At 47.5% G+C, this 18,116-nt stretch carries 13 protein-coding genes; 5 read left to right on the forward strand and 8 right to left on the reverse strand.

The features are described from left to right. Positions 1-114 precede the first annotated feature (114 nt). The 3 genes from ACM1PF_RS21985 to ACM1PF_RS21995 form a co-directional block, all read right to left on the reverse strand. Complete coding sequence (locus ACM1PF_RS21985) at positions 115-1,104, reverse strand: hypothetical protein (protein ID WP_416666902.1); 990 nt, start codon at positions 1,102-1,104, stop codon at positions 115-117. A 35-nt stretch (positions 1,105-1,139) separates the two neighbouring features. After that, positions 1,140-1,535, reverse strand: a complete 396-nt coding sequence (locus ACM1PF_RS21990) for a hypothetical protein (protein ID WP_416666904.1) — start codon at positions 1,533-1,535, stop codon at positions 1,140-1,142. A gap of 490 nt (positions 1,536-2,025) precedes the next feature. Then, on the reverse strand, positions 2,026-2,652 hold the full coding sequence (locus tag ACM1PF_RS21995; protein WP_416666906.1) for a hypothetical protein: 627 nt from the start codon (positions 2,650-2,652) through the stop codon (positions 2,026-2,028). Positions 2,653-2,986: 334 nt separating this feature from the next. Here ACM1PF_RS21995 and ACM1PF_RS22000 point away from each other — a divergent pair, with 334 nt between their 5' ends. Next, a complete protein-coding gene (locus tag ACM1PF_RS22000; protein WP_416666909.1) occupies positions 2,987-5,137 on the forward strand; it encodes a helix-turn-helix domain-containing protein in 2,151 nt (716 codons plus the stop codon). Positions 5,138-5,160: 23 nt separating this feature from the next. On the opposite strand, the gene ACM1PF_RS22005 is transcribed toward ACM1PF_RS22000, so the two are convergent. After that, on the reverse strand, positions 5,161-8,208 hold the full coding sequence (locus ACM1PF_RS22005) for an MFS transporter (protein WP_416666912.1): 3,048 nt from the start codon (positions 8,206-8,208) through the stop codon (positions 5,161-5,163). 467 nt (positions 8,209-8,675) lie between these two features. Further along, positions 8,676-10,217 carry an NACHT domain-containing protein gene (locus ACM1PF_RS22010; protein WP_416666914.1) on the reverse strand — a complete coding sequence of 514 codons (1,542 nt, stop codon included), beginning with the start codon at positions 10,215-10,217 and terminating at the stop codon, positions 8,676-8,678. A 294-nt stretch (positions 10,218-10,511) separates the two neighbouring features. On the opposite strand from ACM1PF_RS22010, the gene ACM1PF_RS22015 reads away from it, so the two are divergent. Then, on the forward strand, positions 10,512-10,964 hold the full coding sequence (locus tag ACM1PF_RS22015) for a GIN domain-containing protein (protein ID WP_416666915.1): 453 nt from the start codon (positions 10,512-10,514) through the stop codon (positions 10,962-10,964). 213 nt (positions 10,965-11,177) lie between these two features. After that, positions 11,178-12,908 (forward strand): D-arabinono-1,4-lactone oxidase, encoded by a 1,731-nt coding sequence (locus tag ACM1PF_RS22020; protein ID WP_416666916.1) that lies wholly within the window; start codon positions 11,178-11,180, stop codon positions 12,906-12,908. A 436-nt stretch (positions 12,909-13,344) separates the two neighbouring features. Here ACM1PF_RS22020 and ACM1PF_RS22025 read toward each other — a convergent pair whose 3' ends face one another. Next, complete coding sequence (locus ACM1PF_RS22025) at positions 13,345-13,602, reverse strand: hypothetical protein (protein WP_416666918.1); 258 nt, start codon at positions 13,600-13,602, stop codon at positions 13,345-13,347. A 569-nt stretch (positions 13,603-14,171) separates the two neighbouring features. Next, entirely contained in the window at positions 14,172-14,390 is a 219-nt protein-coding gene (locus tag ACM1PF_RS22030; protein WP_416676940.1) for a hypothetical protein, read from the reverse strand. Between the two features lie 202 nt (positions 14,391-14,592). Between ACM1PF_RS22030 and ACM1PF_RS22035 the strand changes: the two genes are divergently transcribed. Further along, on the forward strand, positions 14,593-15,447 hold the full coding sequence (locus tag ACM1PF_RS22035) for an MBL fold metallo-hydrolase (protein ID WP_416666921.1): 855 nt from the start codon (positions 14,593-14,595) through the stop codon (positions 15,445-15,447). 108 nt (positions 15,448-15,555) lie between these two features. Here ACM1PF_RS22035 and ACM1PF_RS22040 read toward each other — a convergent pair whose 3' ends face one another. Next, positions 15,556-16,680, reverse strand: a complete 1,125-nt coding sequence (locus tag ACM1PF_RS22040; RefSeq protein ID WP_416666923.1) for a carboxylate-amine ligase — start codon at positions 16,678-16,680, stop codon at positions 15,556-15,558. A 316-nt stretch (positions 16,681-16,996) separates the two neighbouring features. Between ACM1PF_RS22040 and ACM1PF_RS22045 the strand changes: the two genes are divergently transcribed. Beyond that, positions 16,997-18,112, forward strand: coding sequence for an iron-containing redox enzyme family protein (locus ACM1PF_RS22045; RefSeq protein ID WP_416666926.1), 1,116 nt, complete (start codon positions 16,997-16,999; stop codon positions 18,110-18,112). Positions 18,113-18,116: the final 4 nt, after the last annotated feature.

Genomic DNA, 18,116 nt, shown 5'->3' on the forward strand with positions numbered 1-18,116 from the left:
GTGCAGAATCCTTTTTATCTGGCAGGCAAGATGCCTGCACTGCGGGGGAATCAGGAATTTGGGGCTGGAATTCCCCTTTGGCTGTTGCTAGGGTCTGGATTGCCGATTGCTGGATTACCGATCGCGTCCTTCTGGTTTCTCCCCGGTCGAACGAACTCGAATCACGCGGCTGAGTAAGTCAAACCAGAAAGTCGCTCCCATTGATAGAGCGATGCCCGTAATCAGCCAGCCCAGGAGCGGACGCAGGATGGGAATCCTCCAGGCTCGACTGTTTCCTTGTTGGGCGGTACGATTCGCTTCACCCCAGCCAATAGGTAAGGGCACCTCGTTTTGGAGTGGACTGACTGCCTCTTGAGTCTGGGTTTGAGTTATGGTGCTGCGAAGGGCATGATCTCTGGATAAGCGATCGACCATGTGGAGCGTATCGGCATTGATGAGGATGGCCGTCAGGAACCCAATCAACAGGGCTATCCCTTTGGCATTTCGACGATACACCCCAGAGGCCCGTTCCATGGACTGATTGAACCAGTGGGCGATTTCTTGTTCAATTTGATAAAACTCCGATTCCAGGCTGTTTGTCTTGCTACGGGCTTGTTCTGCCAGGCTCAGTAGGTTTTGCTTCAGGGGACTCGGAAGTCTGGCGATCGTTCTGACCCATTCAGGGTTTTCTTTATTTAAATGTGCCACCACTTCAGCAGCCCAGGGGGAAAACTTGAGGTCGTAGGGGTCTGACTCGGACAGGATCAGGCGTAAAACCTCCGTCAGGGTAGGCTGGGGAGGTCTACGGGCAATGCTGCGTTTGAGGTAAGCCAATCGTCGCCGCACGACTTCCTTGCAGGGATTTTCATCGGACAAAAGGGCATCTGCGTTGTCAATAAACAGAATCAGTTGTTCGGCAATATGTTCTAAACTGTCCGACAGGGAAGCCCGCCCGTTAATGAAATCATCCACCGATCGATCCAGGTTGTCCTCCAGCTTGTGAAATTCCCTGGACATTAATGATCCATCCCCCAGAGAAAATGGATCATTGCCAATGCTCATCCGCAAATCTTCCAAAACATCGCGCAATGCATCCAGGTGTTCATCCCGGAACTGTTGGGTCACTATCTCGCTGATGGTTTGGCTCAGATCCTGCAAGTTCAGAGTTTGCAGCAGGGCGATCGAAAAGTGTCTGACGGAATGTAGGATGGGCCGCTGGTTTGCTGATCAAAGACATTCCGCGATCGGGTGAGTTGCCGAAATAAGAAAACAATGCCCCTGCTAATGGAGCGAAAGAACTGTGCCAGGGAACCTCTGGCTTCTTGATTTAGACTTTGAATCAGGGGATTGTTGTAGAGTTCGCTCACAAACTTTGGAGCGGTCAGTTCGCTGCGCAGATCGCCCTCCAACAAATTTTCGATCGATTTCCTGAGGTGTTCTGCCCTCCACTGGAGAACCGTCGCAACGAGTTCTTGAATTTCAGAGGTGAGTAAACTCAGGATCAGGTAGATGAACACTAACCCAAGGGCGATTTCAACGACGAGGGGTAGACTCATCTTTACCGCAGGCTCCCAATGGTTCTATACAGGCTCAAAACCCTAGCATAAGGCGATCGATGCGAGAAATTACTTGTTTCGGCAAATAAATTAACTGAATTTGTCCTCTAACCTGCTATAGGTAAGATTCGATCGACTTGAGGGAGCAGTTGGGAGTAGGTTGACTCAGATCTTGCACCGGGTTATCCCACCCGCCCTGCAATGAATTGCGGGCTAATAGCTCAAACCCATTGAAATGGGTTGAAAACCTTCTTTGTCAAGGGTTTTAGTCCGTTTAAACGGACTTCAGCGATTAGCCCCGAATTGATTCGAGGGCGGGGGATTGGGAAAGCCGCAAGATGTGAATTGACTAAAAAAATTGGGGCGATATTTCTACCGCCCCTGCAAGCTGAATCAAGGAGAATAGCCTGAATTAAGGCTGGTGGGCAATGCCCATCCTGCGAGACAGGACGCTCAACGATTCAAAATTGCTGATATTAGTATCATTCGATTAGAGGACACCGTTATCCCTGTCCCTTGCATCTAAGACTGGTTGGCCACCAAATCGCAGTTCTTCTATGGTTCTGCGATCGCTGACAATGTCATGGCGAGGGCTATTGGGCTGCCAGTCGCGCTCATGATCTCTGGGGTTGTACTGGTTCAGCACCCGCATGGTTGGTAGGCTTCGCCCTTCCTGTCCCATCATACCAGGCTGTCTCTGAACCCCAGGCTGCTGAACGCCGGGCTGCTGCATCCCAGGCTGTTGCATGTCGGGTTGGGGAGTTTGAGGCTGCTGAACGCCAGGTTGGATTCCAGGTTGAGGAGTTTGAGGGGGCTGAACGCCAGGTTGCTGGGTTCCGGGTTGCGTCCCTGGTTGAGGCTGTGCCTGTCCGATCTGCTGCGTATCAACCGCTGTGGTGTCCGTCCGTACGGTGATTGCCTGTCCAGGATCGGTGTGGGCGTTGTTGGGCTGCCAGTTTGTGTCATTGTCACGAGGATTGTACTGATTTAACACTCGCATGGTTGGCAGACCTGCTTCAGCCTGTGTAGTGGTGGTGTGCGTTCGGGCATTTGCGACTGGAGCCAGCAAAGCTGAAAGCAACAGTGCTGAAAAACTGGTAAAGATTAGTCGATTCATAAGTGTCTCCCTTCCTTCCGTCTGAAAACATGATTAGCAAGGATTTTGCAACACAATTGAATGAAATGTGCAAACCTGAATTTGCTGCTTCAACTCTTCGATTTCACCATCGGTTGTAACCGTGTAATGACTCGGATTGTGAATGCAAATCTCTTGCCTTTAAGAAAGGTTACAAAGAATATTGGGGAATACGCATTTACCAATCGACGGAGATTGATTTCCGTTTCATCCCGACTTTTGGGGGGAACGATCGCCAGGAAAATGTAGTGTGGATTACATTTTTTCTTCTGTGACTTCTCCCCACCCTCCGCTACACTAAGGAGACTAATTCAGATTGTTCAGATTTGTAGGAGAACCGATCGCAGTGATGCGGAACCATCCGTCCTCAGCAGACCCGTTCATTTACACCTTTAACTCTCCTGTTGACCAGGGGCTGGAACAGGGGGCAGCAGAGCCGCCCGATCGCTACATTGTGTTGGGAGAGGAAAGTGCTGACGATGCGATGATTTCCGTTGAACGGTTGAAATCGATTGAAGAAACCGAGCAACTGTTACAAGCATCCAATCCAAGTCACCCGTGGGCGACTTTAATTCAGGCAATTTTAACTCCCGAATATCTGCATCAGTTTATTGAAATTCTGCGCGATCGATCGCCTCTGCCGGAGTTGGTAACTCACCAACTGTTTCAGCACTTACTCAAGGTCTACCAACATAAAGTCGAACTGCTGATCCAGGCGCAGGGGATTGAAGCGATTGATCCTCGATCGCCCCACCTTAAGCTGGTGAGTTGCCGCAAAACGGGCACGAAGCGGTTGGAATTCGTTTTTAACGATAGCCAGATTAAAACCTACCTCCAACAATCGTTGTCCAGATTCTTTGCCCACGCCGAATTGTGGCAAGAACTGGCACGGGTGATTGGAGCCAACCTGATCCTGCAAGCGATCGCCAGCCTGGAAACTCGGATGGGCACTGAGGTATTTGAAGCCCTGTCTCCTGAGGCATTGAAGCAAGCGATTCAGGACTATCTTGTCACCCTGGAACCCCCTCTGCTACAAGAACGCCTCGACTTTTTTGCCCAGATCTACTGTCCAGATGTGGCCAAAACGATTATTGACGGCTTCAACCTGCCCCATTGCTCCCTCCACGATATTGAAAAGTTGATGGGATTGAAACAACGGCCTCCCGTCAGTAACCAAACCAGTCTCAGTCTTGATCCGGTGACAGTGATTCCCACTGCAATTCCGATCGCCAGCAGCATCCGCGCCCAGCTTCGCCCCGATCTATGGCAACAGGATCCCAACAAGCTAGCCGTTTTCCACTATCGCAGCAAAAGCAATCCCAACAACTACATCGAGCATTACATCACCAATCCCGGCGATATTGCCCTGCTACCGTGGGAAGCTGCCGACCAGATTATTAACAAATTTGGGTTCGATACCGTCAAGCTGCAACTGATCTTTGCGGCGCGGGCCATGGAAGAATACGAACCCTGGAGCAGTACGTTCACCGTCAAAGCCACGGATTTGATTCATCTATTGGGTTGGGATAAAAACCACAGCACCAGCCTCCCAGAAAAGCGCAGTGCCGTTGCCAGTACCGCCTATGCCCTGTCCTGCCTATTAGTCAAATCTGTCTGGATTGAAGGACGCGGGAATCGTACCGTGGATGCCAGCACCCCGATCGGGCGGATGTGGGATGTGTTGATTGACCCCCACGGGCAGATGGATTGGGTCACGGGCAAGATTGAAAAGCCGGATGAGGTTTACATCACCGTCAGTCCGGGTTTATGGACAAAACACTTCCTGAACCGGGCGGGAAGCAAGGCGAAAGAAGCCCTGTATCAATTCGGCTATCTGGCCAAGGATATTCTGCGGATCGATCCTTATCACCATGAAATTGCCCTGCGGCTGGCGATTCAACTCACCCTGGATGCCAGAGTTCGGGTGAGAAACCAGAGTCCCTATGACTATAAGGTGATTAACCTCCTGGAAGAGGTACTGCCTCAAGTTGAAATAGATAAAGCTTTGCAGGACAAACACCGGGCCAGGGATTTGAAGAATCGCTGGAACAAAGCCCTAAAACTATTGAGTAGTCTGGGCTGGCAAATTGAATTTGATCCCGAAACTTACCCCGACTGGCTTCAACCTGGCAGCGATGCCGCCAAACCAGAAGATTGGCGCAAGATCAAGGTCATTGAGCGACTTTTCCAGGCGAAACTCACCATCAAGCCGCCCCATCCCATTCCAACCCTCCTCGCCAAGCTCACCACTGAACCAAAAAAGCCGAAGCCCCCTGCCCTACCTCCCCGTGAGGAACTAACAGGGGAACAAATCAGGCAGGGACGGGAGGCGATCGGCTGGAGTCGTAAACAGTTGGGGGGATTTCTGGATCTCAGTGCTGATTACATTGGCAAGCTGGAACGGGGCGATCGCATCATTACACCAGAACTGGAGGTGAAGATCCGAAGATTATTGAAGCTTGCCTAGCGCAGTAGTAGCTGTGTGTATTTTTAATTCCAGAAATTGAACCCACCAGCAGCCAGAATACCGGCGATCGTCGCGGTTGCCACTGAAGTCAGAGCCGTGCCAAAGAGCCACCAGGCTGCGGATGCTACGGTTTTTTGGACTTCCTCCGCCTGTTCCTTAGCTTGATGCTTTAACTGCTTGAGCTGGGCTTCAACTTTTGTTTGAATCCGTTCTGCCCGTTGCAGCGCACTATCCCGGGCCGCTTCGATCTGATCAATGACTTGGTTGACCTGCTCCTCAGAAAGATCCGTGCGGGAACTGAGGAGATCAACCAGCGTTTCTCGATCGAACTGACTCAACCGATCGCGCAGGGCACTCAATTCAGCTTCGGGATCATCAAACAGTTTGCGGACATCGTGCTGAATATCTTTGTAACTGGATTCCAGAGCATCACGGTATTTGCGAGTTTGGTCAGAAACGGACTGAGCCGTATCCTGAATCTGATCTTTTGCCGATTGCGCTTGTTGAACCAGACGATCGCCGATCGATTCGATTTGTTCAACAATCTGATGGGCATTTTCCTCGGAAATATCTTCCCGTTGCGTCAGGAGGGCAATTAAGGTATTGCGATCGACCTGAGAGAAGCGATCGAGTAACTGTTCTGCTCCAGCTCTGGGTTGCTTGAAGAGCCGCTGTAAATCTTGCTGAATTCCTTCTGGATTAAGTTCTTCTCGATTTGTATGCCGCAGATAATTTTCCAGTTCTGTCTGCAAGTCTTGAACCCGTTCCTGAGTGCGATCGGCCACTCGTTTGGGAGTGCGAATGATCTGGCTAAATGCATCCTGAACCTGATCGATCGCTTGATTAATCTGCTCCTCACTGAATCCATCCTGCTGACTCAATAAGTTCACCAGCGTTTCCCGATCGAGGTGCTTTAACTGGGAACCCAGTTCGGAAAGATTGGCTCCAGAGTCCCGCAATAATTGTCGTAGATCCTGCTGAAGGTTTTCTGGATTTAATTCGTCGAGATTGGTATTGTTCAGGTATTCCCCAATCTGCTGCGTTAGGCGATCGGCTTGTTCTTTAGCTTGTTCCGTCAGTTCCTGGGATCCGTGGAGAATGCCATCTCGAACCGATTCAATTTGATCAATTAACTGATCAACCTGTTCTGAATCAATATCATCTCGTTGCGACAGGATTTGTTCTAACGTGGGGCGATCGATCTGGTTTAATCCAGATCGTAGGGCTAATAACCCGCCTCCGGGAGCCTCCAGCAGCATCTGGAAGGTTTGGCGAATTGCATCTGGGGTCAACTCGGTTAAATTGGTTTCACGGAAATAGGATTCGACCTGTTGCCGAAATTCCTGGGACTGGGATTGCAGTTGCTCCCAACTTTCCCGCGACTGATTCAAAAACCGATCGCGTGACCCTTCTAATTCATTGAGAATCTGCTCGGTTTCCTCCTGGCTCAAATCCTGTCGTCCTGCCAGCAGCATTTGCGTCAGGGTATCCCGATCGAACTGGATTAACCGATTGCCCAAGGATTCATAGCTGGCACCGGGATCCGCCAATAAAGCGGTAAACTCCTGCTGAATTTGCTCGGCATTCAGGGCTTCCTTAGGGGCAGATTGGAGGTAGGTTTCCACCTGATGGCGTAACTGCTGCGATCGTTCCTGGGCTTCGGCTTCCCGTACCTGATCTAAAACTTCCCGTCGAATCAGTTCCAGTTCATCGGCAATGTCATTGATTTGTTCCGATGCGATCCCCTCTCGCCGATTCAGCACCTCGACAAAGTAACGACGGTCTAACCGGGTCAACTGTGGCAGAACGAGGCTGGCATCAGCTTCTGGATCCAGCAGCACCTCCCTGAACCCGCGATCGAGGCTTTCAGGACGCAAATACCAACTAGGCGAATCGAGCAAATAGGTTTCAATATCTGAGCGAATCACCTCAGCCGGTGAAGACGTTTGATTCACGGCTTCCTTTGCCTGTTCACCCCCTTGCTGTCCCAGGGAGCTAAGGGTCTTCTTCAAGGATTCCAGATTTTGCCCAGAAAATCCACTTTGTTCCAGCAGGGTTGTCACCAGGGCACTGGTACCCATTTGTAGGGCGCGTTGCTGTAAGCCTACTCCGCTCGATCGGCTTTGCTCTCCACCAGAAGATTGCCCATCATCCTGACTACGCTCATTTTCGTGTCCATTGCCATTCCCCTGGCTCAACCCCAGGAGTTCAGTTAACCGTTCCCGCAGTTTGCCGGATTCTAAGTCCTCTGGCGTTGCGGTTTTGATCAAATTAAACAGTTCTGAACTATTCCCAGGGAGAACGTTGGTTTGGCTCAATAACTCCAGTGCTTGGTTTGGCCCATTATCCAGGTTCTGACCCAGGTTTGGTTTGGGCAGTTGGAGCGATAAAACGTAATCTTGCAGATTTTCCCGCAGCCGATCGGATGCCAGTTCCGAGGAGAGAACGGATTGCAGCTCGCTCGATATCGTCTTGGCCGAGGCTTCTACCGTATTGGTAATCTGCTTGCTGGCACCCCCACCCCCCAATGCAGTAGACACCAGAGCCATGACTCCCTGAACGCCAGAACTAGCAGTATTTCCCACAGCACCCGCGACGGAACCAACCGCCCGGGAACTGACCCACAAGAGCAGCAAGAAATAAATTGACCAGATCACCACAGCGACGATCGCAGCTAATCCCATGTTTTGAATCAGGGTGAGCTTAATTGCTAAAAAACAAGCGACAAACAGGGCAGTATTAACAATAAACAGCGTTGTGCCACCTACTTTCGCTTCAATCCGACGGATTTTACTGCCCCATCCCTCTGCATCAGTTTCAACAGGATTAATTTCCCCTGAAATGCCAACGGCGATCGTCAAATTGCTCAAGACAAATTGAAAGGCAAATGCCATGGCAATGCCAGCAACTAAGGCAACAAAAAATTGCGTTCCCGAAAGAAATTCTAAAGTCGGAAGTTGGCTAGAAGTATGCACTTGAGCCAATGAAAAATGATTTAAGAATTGAGTCCCATCGGATGGAGGCTGAATTGCTTCCAGACTCATTTCAAATTGCTGAAATGTATAAAACATACGCTTGAACCAATGAATTGCTTACCTGAATGCCAGCCGCATTGGATGTTTGTATTTTGATGAAATGCGATCGTCAATTTTGTACTAATTACTGATCAAAATTGATGCTTTGAAAAAATCAATTTGAGAAAATTACAAAGCGATCGATACCGTACAAAATAACCTTTGACATCTGCTATCAACCTACTGGTTATAACTAGCATTACCCTCTACTCAAGGCATAGGGTTCAGGGCTATCAAAAGAGGGAGGTTTTGTGACGGGCAATTAGTAATCTACTTAACTGAGACATTTTTTCTCATCAGTGGTGTAGCAGTTGATTAGAGAAAATTACAATAGCTAAAATTCTTGTAGGTGGTGTTTTGAATAAACGAGGGGTTCGACAGGTAGGGGCGTTTGCGTAGTGTGTGCTTCGCACTCAGCATTTGTGTAAAAATTTTTATAGTGATGCTCGACCAGGTGATAAGTATTAACAGGCAGTATCGCAGGATTCGGTAGAGGTTGGTGTCGTTGGCGGAGGGTGGGTCAGTGATGATCTTTCCTCTGGAATTAAACGGGGGAATGAGGGCGGTGAGGTGAATAACTGTAGAGTATTTGCTGGGGCTTGTTCACGTACACGATGAGACCCTATCTGAATAGATGTTCTGAGATAGTCCCTTAACAAGGGTTGTAGAAAGAACTGTGAATCCGTTTGTTCAACCAGCGATCGAGCTTTGAGAAGTTTGAGGGATTGAATCAAATCGGTTGTGGTGAATGTGGTGGAGAGGCGCGATTGCAGGTCGGTGAATGATAGAGGTGTTGGTTGAGCCACCAATAAGTGGATGACTGCCTGTGCTGAAGCGATTAATCCCTCAAGCTGTTGATCTAATAGCTCCCGAACATTCTCACAAATCAGGGTATTTTGCCGGAGGAATGCGGTAAGGTTGCCCGCAAACAAGCGCTGAACGGTGGTTGCTACTGTTTCTAATAGGAGAGGATTACCCTGGTAATAATTCACCAATTGCATCCAGTCGGCTGGTGTTCCCTGAAAAATTCCCCTGGAGCTGATGATCTGCTGGATCTCTGCCACCTGCAATCCCGGGAGGGGAAGAACTCGAACGCAGGCATTATCACCAGAGAGTTGCTGAATTTGTTTCGGTTCTTCTCGGCTGGTTAAGAGCAAACAGCTTTGATGTCGTCCCTTCCCCACTTGCTGTAAAAATTCGCCATACGCCTCATAGCCCGATCGATATTCGGTAACTCCAGAACCAGAGGCGGTTTGAGGAGGACATCCTTGCAAAATGGCATCAAAATTATCGAGCACTAACAAACAGCGATCTCGGCTCAAGCTATCCAGGAGGTACAGCATTTTAGCGTGGCTTGTGTTAAGGAGATTAAGCTTGGGGGGAGAGGGGAAGTGTTGCAGGAGATCGTCTGCCAGTTCGCTGAAGGAAAGTGGAGGATGAGGGGGCATGGAGCGTAAACTGCGCCAGATCACGATGTTGAATTCTTGTAGCAGTTGCTCGGTGAGTTTTGTAGCAGCCCAGGTTTTACCGATGCCACCCATACCCAGAAGAGTGACGATGCGGCAGCGGTCTTGGGAAATCCATTGTTGTAAGGTGTCGAGTTCTGCGGTGCGTCCATAGAACCGGGAAACATCGGGAGCAAGTCCCCAACTGGGTGAGGATGGCAGGGGAGGCAATTCTACGACACACCCATCGTTCAACCCCTCAGGAGAAACAGACTGGGTTGTTTCCCTTTTAACGGGTTGAAAATAATCATTGGGTTCCAGAGTCAAATTTAAGGCATTGAAATAGCGAATGAGCGATCGCAAATCCACTCCTGCTTTGCGGTTGTGAATTTTGCTGAGAGTGTGAGGCGATAGCCCCGTAGCTTCACTCAAGGCTTCCAGGGTAGAAGCCTTAGTGGAGTGGGTCGAGAATTGGAGCTTGAGTTTTGCCGCTTCTAGCTTTTGCCATCCCTGAGGGGTTAGGATAACTGTCTTTCGGTAGCGTAGATGAGATGGGGGCATTTTTGGGAACCTAAGCAGTGACGTATAGGCTTACACAGGCTTATATGAGCCTAAATGCAGATTAATGCAACGTCTTGAAAAATTGGTGAAAACCGGAACTTTTACATGAAAGTTAATAATTCGATCGAGTGTATTGGCTCTCAGTGATTTTACTAAAGTGCTTAATGTTGTTGGACTGGAGGGCGATCGATCCTTAAGTTGCCTTAAGTTGCTGCTTAATTTCTCAAACTTCGATGGTGTTTGCAGAGTTGAAGTGGCTTAATAAACATTGAGCAAACTATCAAGGAGAAACAAATGAAAGTCAAGCATTACAGCCCGAACCTGAATGGCAATCAAACCGAAAGACAAGATGAGGTGATTTGTGATGATGCCAACATATATGTAAATGGGTCAAGTACCTTAATCATCGCTAATCTAATCAGCACCGGCGCAGTGTCTATACATTGTAATTCCTCGTCTACCATTATCATTGACCGTATTACCTGCGATTCTCTAGATTTGAATAATAGCTATTCAAGTACCATAAGGTTGTCGGGGATGGACTGCCAAACCATGAGCATTAGTGTCAGTTATTCAAGTACTTTAAATATTCCTTCTGGCACTATTGGCAACCTCACTGGAAGTGTACAATGGACGAGCACTGTCAAAAATCTCGCACAAGTCAAAAATCTAGATGTCTGGGTTGACAATCCTAAGGATAAAGCACCGATATCGCATTTTTTTGCTTCATCCTACTACAATCAATAGTACGGCAAGAAGCAAGGTTCAAAGCAGCAGAGCGACCGGAGAATATAAAGCGTTGGGATTGCATTTATTCCAATGATGATTCTATTTCCAAACTTGAAATAAATCGTTCGAGCACTACCTAATTTAATAACATATGCTGCTCTTACCCAAAAGATTTTTGAGGCTAGAAGCAGCATATGATTTTTTTGAATTTCTTATGAGGTTCATACGTTAATGTACTTCAAAAATATGACTGGGCATGATGTATGGCTAGGTGTATACAATCTTCAAGATGAATTGTATGTTGCCACACTTTTTGCTTGGGGAAAGCGAATCCAGATAAAGAATAATGAGACCTGGGTAATGAGCCAGAAGGAGCTTTCCTGGGGAATATCTGAGTTCCCCTCGTTGGTACAAGTGATTTTTTGGTCTTCCGGCGCATTGGGCAATATGTATACAAGACTAAAATCTGTATCTTCATCTTCAATGGAAGTTTGCATTACGCAAATTGATGAAGATAACTATTATCTCAAACTTGATAATTCTCTTTTTTATCACAACATTGCAATTCCCTATCCTACAGTAGTAGAAAATCCACATTCGCTTAATGAACTTATTTACTACATATCAACTGCCGCTGAACAAAGACTTAAAATTCGTGCAGTTGGGGGTGGATACTCTTTTTCAGATGTTGCTCACACAGATGGGGCATTTCTTTATACACAAAATCTAAACAAAGTACTAGTGCTCGACAGTAGCATGCTTCATGCAGGTTTAAGCCAAGAAAATTTGTGGAAAGTTGAAGCAGGTATTAGTGTTCAGGCATTGAACGAAATTCTTTGGAATGAGGGGAAAGCCCTTATCAATCAAGGAGGGTATGATAAACAGAGTATTTTTGGTGCTCTCTGTACAGGGACTCATGGTAGTGGCATTACTCTTGGTTCCATTGCATCGACTGTTCGTTCCATGCATATCATTACCTTAAATGATAGATGGGAAATACGACAGCTACAAGTTGAACCGTCCAATGGTATTACCAATCGGTCGGCACATCTTAAAAAGTATCCTGACATCGAACTGATACAAGATGATGAAGTTTTCTATTCATGCCTGGTTAGCTTCGGTGTCATGGGCATTACATACTCAGTTGTAATTGAGGTTCGCAACGCATACTGGCTTAAAGAGGATCGTGTCAAACAGTTGTGGAGTAAGACAAAGCAACAAATGCTGAGCGGGTTAGTTCATAATGTTCAGTATCGGCATATAGAAATGCTGGTTAATCCTTACAAGGAAACGGTTGTCTTGACGCTTCGTCAGGAGGTCGATGCAACTACACCATCCGGAGCAAGAAATATTGTACAGTCCGAATTTGCCAAGATTAAGTTTTTAGCTGACAAGATTCAAGCTCTGGCTAACTCAAACCCAGAAGGAATCCCCGACTTGATTGAAGCCGCTCTAGATGGAACAACAGATTCAGATGTGATTAACCGTTGTTATAAAATCTTGAACATTGGACCAGCTAACGAGTTGCCAGTTGTCTCTAGTGAGGTCGGCATTGATGCTACAGATATAAGTAATGTTATTAACGCAGTGGATGACATCATCATCTTCCTCCAAAGGATATCAAACAGTCATAGGCGATATATTACAGCACCATTTGCGCTACGTTTCGTAAAGGCTGATGAAAGCTTCTTAAGTATGGCCTATGGTCGTGACACATGCATGATAGAGACACCTATGCTAAACGAAACCAATGGACTGGACGATACCCTCCACGAACTGCGTGAGCTACTTAAGCAAAAATACGATGGACGACCGCATTGGGGACAACTGCTTGAGATTACGACTGATGAGGTTAAAAAGATGTATCCGAAGTTTGATCTTTTTAAGAGAGTTTACGAAGACTTAAATATTAGTGGAGCTTTCAGGAGTGCGATGACAAAACGAATTGGATTAGATGATTAATTGCTCTTATCGCACTAGTGGGTCATTTGGCATGAGCATCGCCATTCTCAGAAGAGGGAATGGCTTAGATAAGCGGATTTCAGCGATCGAGTAATGGCTATATCCGAGGCAAATGACCCACTAGTGATCGCAGATCTCGTAGGGTGTGTTAATGAAGTGTATCGTACCCTATTTGCTTTCTTTCAAGTCGATCGGTTCTATATCTCGCATCAAAGAGGGTGATCTCATGTTAACGATGAGGGAAAGGACGATCGGATGGGGTGATGGGGGAAGAGACGATTACACGATGCAACAAAAGGCGATCGCGCTTGAAAGAGAAAAGGGGCGATCGTTCACATCCTGAAAAGAGACGATCGGCTTTGAAACTAGTAGAGAGGTGATCGTCGTTTGATTATGAGTGGAAAAACGATCGCGTTTTGAAGAACGAGCGATGCAATCATCTAACAATTTCTGACGATGTATCCTGATCTTCGTTCAGAAGTAAACCGATCTGAGGCTTACAGTCTGTAAATGTTAACGAATCAGGATCGAGAAAATCGGCGAGCGCCATCTCCAGTACCATTTCGATCGAGTAGCCGATCTGCTTTGCATGATTTAGATAAGCACTGCGGATGTGTTCTGGTAACACTGCCAACAACATCAATGCGGCATCATGGCTGAGATGTTTCCTCTCGGTTTGTGGCAGAGCTTGCATGATGATGACCTTTAATCTCTAGTAGGATATCTCGCATTGTATGGAGGTTGAGTCGCATGAATCAGAATGCTCTCTAGCTCATCTCCCAATTTTAGAACATCAATCATTGAGAGTGGTGCGAATGAGATTACAACCTCTCGATGGTCATAATCATCCAACCATGACCAGGTACAGGCTTTATGTCCACCCCTAAACCGATCTCGGAGCTTTTTCGCTTTACCGAGATAAAGCAACCCATGCTGACGATGCCTAACAGCGTACAGTCCAGGTGATAATGGGAGGTCTCGAAACTCGCGGGTAATCAGCGCACAGGATTCAAACGGTATGGACAAGAGTGTTTGCAGCAGTCTTTTAGCTTGCTCCTCAAGTTCATTCAAAATCAGTCCTCAATCTTTAATCTTTTCAACTGATCAACCAGTTTCATTTTAAGACAATGATTGGGAACTGAGAGAACGAGCGATTTCCCGATGAGAAGGCTACACCAATGTAGGATTGCAGCAAGTTGCGATCGCGCTTGAAAGAGAAAAGGGACGATCGGGTGATTGCGAAAAAGGGTGATCGCTGAGAAATTAGCACACCATTTCTAACTTTGCGATCGGGGTGGCAATCGACAAAGCTGATCGTATGCGGATCAAGATAGCCTGCGATCGCGTCTCGTGCCCTGGAATATCTCGCCAAACACTATACTGGGGCAAAGAAGACAAGATAGGGTTTAGGAGCGATCGTCCATCATGCAATTGGAAGACTACTTTGATTTCCTGAGTGACGATGATATTCGCCTTAAACACACCCGCGTTGGGATTGAAACAAGCTTTGCGAATAAGAATAGATTCATTTTCGATCTACTGAATCTATTGCTACGTATTCAAAATCACTCATCAACTTAGAACAAGTTCTGCCAATTGATGAAGCGGAACTGGCCTGGTGATAGACGTTTAAAGTCGGGGCACTTTTTACGCTAATAGAACGAGGTGAAATCGGTTGGTAATTATGAACGCGGTCAACAAACTTGTCCTACCCGCAGGTGGCAAACGTCCAAACTTTGAGAAAGGTTCCATTTTCTTCGTTGGAAATGCAACTGTGATCCTGCGCTATGCTGGTTTTACAATTTTGACCGATCCTAACTTTCTCCATCAGGGCGATCATGTACATCTAGGGTATGGCATTCGATCGAAACGTCGCACCAATCCAGCCATTGAAATGGAAGATTTACCGCCTCTGGATTTAGTCGTGCTATCTCACATGCATGAAGATCATTTCGATCGCGTCGTAGAGCAAAAACTAGATCCCAATCTGCCGATCGTTACAACAGAACACGCTGTTAAAAAGCTTCGTAAAAAGGGATTTAAAGCAACCTATCCCCTAAACACCTGGGAAACTCAGCACATCATTAGAGGAGATGCCCATCTCTATATTACTGCCACACCCGGACTCCACGGCCCCAGACCCCTTCAAGCCCTGCTACCGCCCGTTATGGGAAGTGTTTTAGAGTTTCAAACGATTGCTGAGGAAACGAAGCTTCGCCTTTACATCAGTGGTGATACGTTGATTCACAAAGAGTTCCACGAAATCCCCCAGCGTTATCCAGTTATTGATCTGGCTCTGATTCATTTAGGAGGAACAAAAATTCTGGGGATCTTGTTAACAATGGATGGTAAACAGGGTATCAAGGCGATTCAGATTCTGAATCCCAAGCAGGTCATTCCGATTCACTACAATGACTATACGGTGATGAAGTCCCCGTTAGAGGACTTTGCCAAGGCAATATCTCAGGCTGGGTTAGAGCATTGTGTTCATTACCTGAAGCATGGCGATACCTATGAGTTTCAATTCCCCATTCAATAACGTCTGCTAAGGATCGTGGACTAAGGAACCTGTGCAACGTTTTGCTTCGCTAACTGGGCAGGCAAGATGCCCACCCCACAAGAATTCCAGATTATTAGATTCGCATTCCTAAGATAACCCCGTTCCTTTTGCTGTTTCCTGCACCAGTAAATCAACGATCGCCTTCAGTGAGCTGGTTCGTTCGTAAATTGTTCGCTGGCGAGCAGCACTACTGCCCTGCTGTAAAGTGATTTGCACCAGGGCAGAAACCTCATCCCAGTCCCCCAAATCTTTAAGGGCAGGACGAACAAACTCCAGCAGCGTTTTAATTTGCTCCTGAGCTGAGACATTTTGCTGGGATTCAGTATCAATCAACGTCTCAGATAAGCTGAAACGGGCAGCGTACCAGTTTGCAGCCAATAGAAGCTCCGATCGAACCGGAGTATACGGTTCATTAATCCAGGCTTGCTCGTAGCACGTTTTGACCAGGGCCCGAACTAGCCCAGCGATCATCACCGTTTCATTGATGGTGGTGCAGGCATCGGTAATGCGAAATTCGAGGGTCGGAAACCGTTCTGAAAGCCGGATATCCCAGCAAATTTGGGTCGGAGCTTGAATGGTTTGAGTAGCGACCAATGCATCCACGACCGATCGATATTCCTGATAGGAGGAAAAAAGCTGGGGAGGGCCAGCCATCGGTAGACGATTCGTTAAAGTAGTGCGGTAGCTGGCATGGCCTGTGTCCGTCCCCAGCCAGAAAGGGGAAGAGGCGGATAAAGCCAGGAGTGGAGCTAACCAGGCCCGCGATCGGTTCACGACTTGAACGGCAATTTCTCGATCGGCAATCCCAATATGAACATGGCACCCAAAGGTCACCAGTTCCTGCATCAGGCGGCGATACCGTTGGGTGAGGTTCAAATAATCTGGCTTAGGAGTCACGGGTTGATCCTGCCAGTGGGAAAAGGGATGCGTTCCAGCCGAAGCAATTTGATATCCATTCTGCGCTGCTGCTGCGATCACTTCTCCCCGCAATCGGGTTAGCTGAGAACGAACCTCCTGAAGCGATCGACACACGGGTGTTGCAATTTCAATTTGAGACTGTCGAAATTCAGCTTGTGCGATCGTATCATTGAGATTCTGGTGAATGGTAGCCAAAACCTCTTGTGCATTGGCACAAAGTTGCCGGGTTTGAGGATCAATCACTTGATATTCCTCTTCGACACCAATTGTAAAATCCTCGTTTTGAGGGGACATACCAAGCGTCTCCTTTTGCCCAGATGCCGTTATCTAAATGCCATATCGATCGGTTGAAACATGATGCTTCTATTGCTCAGAAAAGCTTAAAAGTACCAATTGCCGCTATCTACCTTTAGAGATATTGCGGTCAGGAAGTAGCACCAATTTTCTAACTTTCCCGACAGAGATTGCGGATTTTCTGCCTCTTTCGGGAATCAGTTTACCCAAAACATCCTCTAAGGTGGATGAAACAACCGCATGATATTGCTCACAATTGGGCTAGGTAATCTAAAAAGCTGAAAGAGCGATCGTCAAAATGATACAAAGTGAACTTATGGTCTCTAAACTTACTAGTACGAACTCAGCAGTAAAAGCGTCCTTCAGTGATTCCGTCTTAACGCAAGATGATTGCGATCGCGGCGAACAACAATTTATCCAACTTCTGGATACGGAAGCGTTAGATCAAGCGTTAGCAGATCAATCCGTTGATCCCGATGAATTTGAGCGGGTATTGGGGAACGCTATTGAAATTGCTTACGAAAAGGAAAATGTAGAACGGAAATCGATCAACCATGCAGCCCATCGGTTTTTACAGCGCATTCTTTACCGGATTAATCGGCTGAAGCTATTCTGGTATGACGATCTACGCAATTATACGAACGAACGATCGTCTTATCTGAGACAAATTCGCGATCGAATTGAGGATGCTTGGCAGCAGTGGGAAGCATCCCATCTGGATTTGTCTCTCTACCAGGGCATAGATGTCCAACAGGCCTTAGTTGAACGCACCACCAGGGATGTAGATCCGCCTATGTCAAAGGAGGGGCTGTACTTCCAGCAGCAGGTGGAGTTGGCAGGCTACCGTCAGTTGGTGAAAATTGCCTCGCTGGATGGATTAGTGGAAGCCAGTCAGCTTTCCCGGACGCTGGGTGGTGTGGCCAATGAAGTTCATTCGGTTCTGACTCGCCTGTTGGTCGAAGAATACGGTGCGGGTCGTCTGGGGCGAAAGCATTCTTCCTACTTCACAACCATGCTGGAGGAATTGGGGTTACAAACAGAACCGGAAGCCTATTTTGATGATGTGCCGTGGGAAATTCTGGCGATCATTAACCACAGCTTTCTCCTCACCGAACGGAAGCGGTTCTTTTTGCGCTACATCGGCGGCTTGTTGTATGGCGAATTGACTGTTCCTGCATCCTTCCGTTACTATCAGGCAGCCGGTCAGCGGCTGGGTCTATCGGACTCCGCCATGAGCTACTGGAATTTACACATTAAAGTAGATGAACTCCACGGTCAGTGGATGCTGGACGATGTGGCGATACCCTTGATCGATCAGTATCCTGACGATGCCTGGGAAATGGTGTTTGGCTATGATCAGCAGCGGTTCATGAGCGATCGCGCTGGTGCAGCCGTGATACAAGCAGTACAAGCCGCCGATCGGGCAGATTGATTAA

Source organism: Egbenema bharatensis FJBBOT/2019, assembly GCF_048077055.1.
Taxonomy (GTDB): domain Bacteria; phylum Cyanobacteriota; class Cyanobacteriia; order Elainellales; family Elainellaceae; genus Egbenema; species Egbenema bharatensis.